This is a genomic window from Micromonospora sp. CB01531 (assembly GCF_001905095.1).
Taxonomy (GTDB): domain Bacteria; phylum Actinomycetota; class Actinomycetes; order Mycobacteriales; family Micromonosporaceae; genus Micromonospora.
Genome location: NZ_LWLS01000025.1, coordinates 1 through 6,107 on the forward strand (window position 1 = coordinate 1; position 6,107 = coordinate 6,107).

The 6,107-nt window shown below is 69.0% G+C and carries 6 protein-coding genes; 1 reads left to right on the forward strand and 5 read right to left on the reverse strand.

The genetic code is table 11. The annotated features are described in order from the left end of the window. The first annotated feature begins 377 nt into the window (after positions 1–377). The gene (locus A6A27_RS06225) at positions 378–812 is read left to right on the forward strand and encodes an ester cyclase (RefSeq protein WP_198940210.1); all 435 of its coding nucleotides are present in this window, start codon (positions 378–380) and stop codon (positions 810–812) included. Positions 813–1,065: 253 nt separating this feature from the next. On the opposite strand, the gene A6A27_RS06230 is transcribed toward A6A27_RS06225, so the two are convergent. From A6A27_RS06230 to A6A27_RS06250, 5 genes are all read right to left on the reverse strand, one after another. After that, the gene (locus A6A27_RS06230; RefSeq protein WP_073833591.1) at positions 1,066–1,989 is read right to left on the reverse strand and encodes a LysR family transcriptional regulator; all 924 of its coding nucleotides are present in this window, start codon (positions 1,987–1,989) and stop codon (positions 1,066–1,068) included. A gap of 51 nt (positions 1,990–2,040) precedes the next feature. Further along, the gene (locus tag A6A27_RS06235; protein WP_241825098.1) at positions 2,041–3,066 is read right to left on the reverse strand and encodes a YeiH family protein; all 1,026 of its coding nucleotides are present in this window, start codon (positions 3,064–3,066) and stop codon (positions 2,041–2,043) included. Positions 3,067–3,274: 208 nt separating this feature from the next. Further along, the gene (locus tag A6A27_RS06240; RefSeq protein WP_073833593.1) at positions 3,275–3,706 is read right to left on the reverse strand and encodes a GvpL/GvpF family gas vesicle protein; all 432 of its coding nucleotides are present in this window, start codon (positions 3,704–3,706) and stop codon (positions 3,275–3,277) included. Positions 3,707–4,009: 303 nt separating this feature from the next. Then, positions 4,010–5,023 carry an alpha/beta fold hydrolase gene (locus tag A6A27_RS06245; RefSeq protein WP_158073956.1) on the reverse strand — a complete coding sequence of 338 codons (1,014 nt, stop codon included), beginning with the start codon at positions 5,021–5,023 and terminating at the stop codon, positions 4,010–4,012. Between the two features lie 633 nt (positions 5,024–5,656). Then, positions 5,657–6,107, reverse strand: a 451-nt coding sequence (locus A6A27_RS06250; protein WP_443189951.1) for an amylo-alpha-1,6-glucosidase, incomplete at its 5' end; no start/stop codon positions are given.

Here is a 6,107-nt window from a genome sequence, read left to right on the forward strand (position 1 = left end):
CTGCGGCCCGCGAGCGGCAAACGCCTCGGCGAACTCCGCGTCGGCGAACAGCTCTTCCAACTCGTCACGGACCGCGACCGGCAACGGCGCCCGCCGCCCCCGATACATCTCCGCGACCGCCCGGGTGATCTCTCCCGCGGGCTCGGGCCACGGCAACGGCTGCATCGACATCAGACACCCGATCCTACGGCCGGGAAGGGGGAAGACGACCGCGCCCGACCATCGCAAAGCCGCAGCCCGACCAACGCGCGACGCGCGCCCTACCAGGCCATCAAATGGCCAACAGGGTCATGGAAGTCAACAAACGCGGCCGAGTGGCCATTGCACCGCCCTAGGCTGACCGTTGAACCGGCGGTCAACAGCAGGAGGTCACGGCGGTGGGCATCGAGCAGCAGAACATGGAACTGATGCAGACCCTCGACGACGCGTGGAACGCCCAGGACATCGACACATTCAACAGCCGGCATCACGAGGACGTCGTGGTGCGGTGGCCCGGCAAACCGGAGACGCATGGTCAGCACAACCACGAGGCCGAGGCGAGGGATTTCTTCAAGGCGTTTCCGGATCAGCGGCTGGGCAACCGGCCATACAAGGTCCTGTTCGCCTCGGGTGACTGGACGTGCTCGATCGCGCGCTTCACCGGCACCATGACCGGCCCCATGACCGGCCCGGACGGTAACGAGATCCCGCCGACCGGCAAATCGTTCGACGTCGACTTTTGCACGGTGGCCCGATGGGTCGACGGAAAGATCGCCGAAGAGAACCTCTTCTACGACCTCACCACCTTCATGAAGCAGATTGGGCTGGCGTAGTCCCGCAACCCTGGTGCGGCTACCGGCGCACAAGGGCCTGCTGCGCTACCTGCTCGCCGCACTCCCGGTGGCGCTCGTGCTGGCCTGCTGGCATACCAGGCCAAAATCGCAGTGTGGGTGCTGGGTGATGGGGCCTTCGGAGGGATGGCGAACGCGCCGAGGGCGGGTTTCCCGCGCACCGCCCGTTATGCCCGACCTCGTCCGGTGGGATCCTCCAGGGCAAGCCATCCTGGCGGGAAATTCACCGGAACTGCTATCGGGCTGCGGAAGGAACAGCGGCGATCGCCAAGAGTTCCGCTGCGAGGGCGGTCGGGGTACGGCCCAGCCACAGCGCGTGCAGCGGACGGGTCAGCGGGAGGCCCTCGACCCGGAGCTCGACCAGTTCTCCCGCTGCGACGGCAGGCGCGGCTGCGCGCGCGCTGATCACACCGATGCCACCACCGGCCCGAACCGTGGAAAGGATCGTGGTGGTCGAGCCAAGGCTGATGGCGTGCGGCAGCGACGGCGCGAAGCCGAGGGCGTGCTCGACCGCGTTCAGGAACGTGTCGCGGGTTCCGGAGCCCGGTTCACGCAGCAGCAGTGGCTGATCGGCGAGGTCGGTCGGCCGCAGTGGGCGCCAGGCGTGCGCGGCGAGCGGATAGGTGGCGGCGACGACCAAGGCGAGCCGGTCGTCGCCCACGATGCGGGCACTCAGGTCGGCGGGGATGTCGGGTGACTCGACGAACCCAAGGTCTGCCGTGCCCGAGCGGACGGCCTCGACGACGCCGTGGCTGTTCGCGACGTCGGCCGAAATGTCCAGCTCGGGATGGGTGCGGCGTAGGCTCAGCAGCCAGGCCGGCAGCAGGTACTCGGCCACGGTGAGGCTCGCCGCGATACGCAGCCGGGCCTGCCGGTCGGCGCGCAGCGTCAGAACTCCGTCGGCGAGGTTCTGCGCGGCGTCGATGACGTTGCGCGACCAGGCGACGACGGCCTCGCCGGCGGGCGTGAGAAGGCTCCCGCGCCGCGAACGCACCAGCAGCGGTACGCCGAGTCGGCGTTCCAGTTTCGCAAGCCGAGCGCTGGCGCTGGGCTGTGTGATCCCGTGGGCCTGTGCCGCGCGTCCGACGCTCCCCGTCTCGGCGACGGACAGCAGCAGGTCGAGCGCCGGCAGGTCGCTTATCCAGGGCGGCAGTGGCATCCCGCGCAGTCTGTCACAGGTGCTTGGGTGTTCGGCCCGTCCCGGGGCTGGTCATCGGGCCAGCAGGTATTGCAGGCCCAGGCTGGTCGAGCTGACCGCGGCCCAGAGGATCAGGCCGAGCAGCAGCGGCCGGGCGCCTGCGCGCCGGAGGGCGGCCACATCGGTGGAGAGGCCGACGGCGGCGAGGGCGATTGCGATGAACAGCAGCGCCACCTGATGCAGAGCGGCCTGGGCGGCGGTGGGGATGAGTCCATCGGTGTTCAGTGCGGCCACGGCGAGGAATGCGACGAGGAACCAGGGCACGAGGGAGACCGCGAGCCGCGCCTTCGACGTCTTCGGCAGGTCGGCGCGGCGGCGGGTCAGGGTGGTGAGGACGAGGACGATCGGAATGATCATCAGGGTGCGGGCGAGCTTGACGACGACTGCGTATCCGGCGGCGTCCTGGCCGTAGGCGCCCGCGGCGGCCACCACCGAACTGGTGTCGTTGATGGCGGTGCCCGCGAAGAGCCCGAACGCGTGCGCGCTTAACCCCAGCGCGTGCCCGAGCGGCGGAAAGACCAGCACGGCGGCCACGTTGAAGAGGAAGATCGTCGAGATCGCGTATGCCACGTCGTTACTCTTCGCCCGAATCGCCGGTGTCGCGGCCGCGATGGCGGAGGCGCCGCAGATGCCGGTGCCGACACCGATCAGCGTGCGTAGATCGCGGGGGACGCCGAGCCGCCGGCCCACCGACCAGGCCAGCAGCAGGCACACCCCGAGCGTGCCCAGCATGACCGGCAATGACTCCGCGCTCACCGACAGCACCTCGTCGAGCGACAGTTGAGCGCCGAGAAACACGACTGACAGCTGCAGCACCAGGCCCTTCGCGAAGCTCAGGCCTGGCGCCATCGCTTCGGGCCGGGACCGCGCCAGCGGGCTCAGCAAGACCCCGACGGCAACGGCGAAGACGGGCGCACCGACCACGGGGACCAGCGTGCCGGCAACTGTCGCGGCGAGTCCCAGCAACACCGCCGCGCCGAGTCCGGCGGCAAGGGCGGGTGCGCGGCGGCGGGTGGGCATCTCAGCAAGAACGATCACCGTTCCAGGCTTCGCCCGCGCGGCGCTCCCCGGTAGGGATCATTCCCAGACCACCGTCATAGGCAGCGCCTATGACCGAACCGGTCGTTGTTCCGGCCCGCCCGTGGATCAGTCAGGACTCGGCAGGGGAACCGCCGGGCGGTACCCGCTGGCTACGGCGGTGCTGAGCTTCACCGTTGTTCACGGCACCGCTCTTCCTTGAGGCGTCTCACCATCCCCAGCGGCTGGACGCGGTTCCGCTCGCGGGTATCGGGGGCACGTCGTCCGCACTCTCGGCGAAGTCGAGCGGTAGCAGCGGGCCCACGTACTCGACGGTGTGGCGCTCACCGAGGTCGTCGCGCAGTTCCTGGACGGCTGCGTCGGACTGTTCGAGGTCGTCAGCACGGACCAGGTAGTAATGAGTGAGGAGCGTGACGTCGTCTCCGGTGCGCGAGCCGTGGTCAACAGTGAGCGGCTTCAGCCGGCCGGCTACCTGAGCGTCGGGTGCCGCACGCCGCTCGGCCAGTCCCTGGTTCACCTGCTCACCGACGCTGATCTGCGCATTGAGTCCTGTCCGAGATGCGGCAGAGCCAACTCGACTTCTACGGAGAGCTCGTCGACAAGGCGGCCGATACCCCAGTCCGGCGATGCTCGACACCATCGAACGCGGCCTCCCACCCGAGCTGTACTCCCACTACATCGCAGTACTGATGGACAAGGTGGCCGACTCGAATGCTCACCCGCCGATGGTCGGCGCCGGTGCTTGTCGCGGCGCCAGGCGAGGTCGGCGCCGCCTGGCTCGCGGCGCGGACCCTACCCACCGTTGACGGCAACGCCGCAGCGGCACTGCACGATGCGCTACGCATGGCCGCCCTGACCCCCGCGCCTGCCCCGGGACCACCGGCCAGGATTGTTGTCCGCTGAAATCCTGTGAAGCCTGCCGATCTGCACGATCGACGGTCGTCTACAGAGCAGCACCGGAGGCGACTCGTCGCACCGCGCCTGCAACCAGCTGCGGCTGGCCGTAATGGACGTAGTGATCGGTCGTGTCGGCGATGATGTGTTGGCCTCGGCTGGACAGGGCGGCCAGTTGGGCGTGATGTTCGAGCACTTGGCGCGGCTGCCCGGCTGCGGAGATCACGACCACCGGCCGGTCCTGCCAGGCTCCAGGACGTACCGTTGACTGCACCAGACGGGCGCTGTCCACAGACGCCTCAGCTTCGCTGGCGGCGGCTGCCATGCTGGTGCTCCGATACACGACCGCCGCATGCTCACGTGCCGCCCGCGGCGCGCCCGTGCTCGCGGCGATCCCCGGGGCCAGGCGCACCACACCGATCCGCGCGGCGAACCGGAAGGCGGCCATCTGCGCGCGAACGATCGGGGCGCTCGCCTTCAACGTCCCTGTCTCGCGCTCGTCGGTGACGTCCACCAGCACCAGACCCGCGGTCTCGCCAGGCCAACGGTCAGCGAACAGACGCACCACGAACCCACCCACCGAATGAGCGACCAGGACGTACGGCCCATGTTCGCCCGCGTTGGTCAGGAGGGTGTGTAACTCTTCGGCCAGCCGCCCGGCGTCGCGCCGACCGGGCCCCGGATCGCTCCACGCATAGCCGCCGCGGTCATAGCTGCACGCCCGGACCGGGACGGTCGCCGAGGGGTCGGTCAGCATCTGTTGCACCGTCGCCCACGTCGTGGACGACTCGCCGAGCCCTGCTTCGAACACCACGGTCGGCGCACTGCCAGTCGACCCGGTGCAGTTCAGGTCCAGCCGGTGGCCCCCGATATCGATCAACCGGCCGGGCGCCGGATGCCGCTGACCGTCACTCCGCCTCGCCAGCGTCTCGTAGGTCCAACCGGAGCCGCTGACCACCGCGAACACCACTAGCAGACCAGTGACAATCCGCAGCAACGCACGCCGCCAACCCGCCCGGACGCGCCGGCGAGGCACCGCCACGCCATCAAGACGTTCTTCCACATCCAGGACGGTAGGCAACCGTCACCCCTGCGGCATCGTCCTGCGGTCGCGCCGGCCGTACGACTCGCGTCGCCGTCGTCCTACGCCTCTCTCCACCTCCTGACGGACGCGTTGCTTCCCGACAGCTAGGGGATCGCCCCTACGGCCTGGTACGACGCGATGAGGAACTCGTCGAAGGTGCGCGGTGTGTGCGTGGGTGAGCGTCTCGGGTCCGGTGAGGATGTAGGTGCCATTGGCCCGGGCCGGTCCGGTGAGCACTGCGGCAGCACACGCGGCAGTGTCGTGACAGTCCATGTAGGCGACTCCCTAGTCGCCGGCCAGGCCAATCAGTTCGCCGTTGTCGGTGAACGCTCCGGCGCCGGTGCGGAAGTTCCGCATGAAGCCGCTGGGTTGCAGCAGGGACCAGCCGATCGGGGCGCCCGTTCCGGGCGCATTTCGATGCCCGACCGGGTCGCCCGAGCGTGCCGGTGGACACCGATCCAGGCCGCATCACCGCAATGCGGAGGCGGTTCGCGCGGTGGCGCGAGGAACACCTCGCCGACCAGACATAGTCGCTCACGCCCCGTAGATCGGCAGGACCCGCCCTGACTCCTTCGCCCTGACGAAAGGGAGTCTTTTTTCGGGACGAAGCAGTTAGCCGAACCGACCGCGGCCGAAGACGTCGGCCCGCCGCCAGCGCCCGGGTATGTGGCGCAGTTCGATTCGGCCGACCTTTCTGGGCACCGCCGGCCTGGTCAGCAGGTGATCTCCGCGCGGTTCCATACCGAGCATGGTCCGCAGCAACAACAGAGGGGCACCTGTTGACCAAGCCTGTGGGCTGCATGCGGTGGGGTATTGCACGGGGTAGCGGGTGAGGTGTCGGGGGTATCCGGCGAAGGCTTCGGGTAGTCGGCCGTCGAAGTAGTTGGCGGCGTCGAGGATGCCTTCGGCGATGCGGGCGGCTTCGGTGTTGAAGCCGTAGCGGCGTAGGCCCCAGGCGATGAGTGAGTTGTCGAATGGCCAGACGGTGCCGACGTGGTAGCCGAGGGGGTTGTAGCGGGCTTCTCCTTCGGCGAGGGTGCGTACGCCCCAGCCGGAGAAGAGG